This is a genomic window from Halomonas sp. BN3-1 (assembly GCF_003056325.1).
GTDB lineage: Bacteria > Pseudomonadota > Gammaproteobacteria > Pseudomonadales > Halomonadaceae > Halomonas > Halomonas litopenaei.
In genome coordinates, this window is the sequence record NZ_PYVV01000035.1 from 1 (window position 1) to 1,498 (window position 1,498).

2 protein-coding genes are annotated in these 1,498 nt (G+C 66.7%); both read left to right on the forward strand.

Features of this window, described 5'->3' with window-relative positions:
* A partial coding sequence (locus C9F12_RS22160; protein WP_162816559.1) for a TRAP transporter small permease occupies positions 1 to 345 on the forward strand: 345 nt, incomplete at its 5' end.
* Positions 345 to 1,498 (forward strand): TRAP transporter large permease subunit (locus C9F12_RS22165; RefSeq protein WP_108450236.1); only part of this gene is annotated, 1,154 nt, incomplete at its 3' end. The genes C9F12_RS22160 and C9F12_RS22165, both read left to right, overlap by 1 nt.

Sequence of the window (1,498 nt, forward strand, 5' to 3'; positions counted from 1 at the left end):
GCCGCGCTGGCCTCCAACCGCCATATCCGGGTCAAGGTGCTCTACGACGCCGTGGGCCCGAGGTTCCGGCTGTGGCTCGACCGCTTCAATGACCTGGTCACCTTCGGCTTCTGTCTGGGCATGACCTACGCCGCCTGGGTGATGTTCTACGGCGCCTCCCACAACCCCCTCGGCGAGTGGCAGCTGGAGCGCTCCGGCACCTCCTGGAACCCGCCGTTCCCCGCCCTGGTCAAGGGCATGATCCTCGCCGCGGTGGCGATCATGTGCGTCCAGGCGCTGATTCACCTGATCCAGTCGATCAAGGGCAAGCCCGCCCCCGATGCACCCGAAGGAGGCGCTGACTGATGAGCATCGCAGACGGAACCCTGCTGCTGGTCGGCGCCATCTTCGCGCTGCTGGTCACCGGCCTGCCGCTGGCCTTTATCACCGGCCTGGTGGCGCTGGCCTTTACCTTCGGCTGGTTCGGCCCCAACGCCCTGCCGCTGGTGACCAGCCGGGTCTACGGCTTCGTCACCGAGTACTCGCTGGTGGCGGTGCCGATGTTCGTGCTGATGGCCTCGCTGCTCGACCGATCGGGCATCGCCAAGGATCTGTTCAACGCCATGCGGGTGTTCGCCGGGCGACTGCCCGGGGGCGTCGCCGTGCAGACCGTGGTGGTGGCGTTCTTCCTGGCCGCGCTGTCCGGCATCATCGGCGGCGAGATCGTGCTGCTCGGCATCCTGGCGCTGCCGCAGATGCTCCGCCTCGGCTACGACAAGCACCTGTCGATCGGCGTGGTCTGCGCCGGCGGGGCGCTCGGTACCATGATGCCGCCGTCCATCGTGCTGATCATCTACGGCCTGATCGCCAGCGTCTCCATCGCCGACCTGTTTACCGCGGCGATCACCCCGGCGGTGATCCTGATGCTGTCCTACATCGGTTATGTGCTGGTGCGCTGCCTGCGCAACCCCGCCATGGGCCCGCCGATGAGCGAAGAGGACCGCAACGCCGGCTTCGCCTCCAGGGGTGCCGCGCTGCGCTCGATCATCGTGCCGGCGCTGATCGCCTTCATGGTGCTGGGCTCGATCTACGGCGGCGTGGCCTCGGTCACCGAGGCGGCGGCCATGGGCGTGTTCGGCGTGCTGCTGGCGGTGCTGGCCCGGGGCGAGTTCTCGTTCTCGATGATGCACCAGAGCCTGTCCCAGACCCTGGTGACCTGCGGCATGATCATCTGGATCGGCATCGGCGCCGCCGCCCTGGTCGGGGTCTACAACCTGATGGGCGGCAACCGCTTCATCTCCGGCATGATCATGGATCTGGACGTCTCGCCCATCGTGATCATCCTGGTGATGATGGCGATCCTGATCGTGCTCGGCATGTTCCTCGACTGGATCGGGGTGGCCATGCTGACCCTGCCGATCTTCGTGCCGATCATCGTGCAGCTGGGCTACAGCCCGATCTGGTTCGGCATCCTGTTCGCGGTGAACATGCAGGTGTCCTTCCTGTCGCCGCCGTTCGG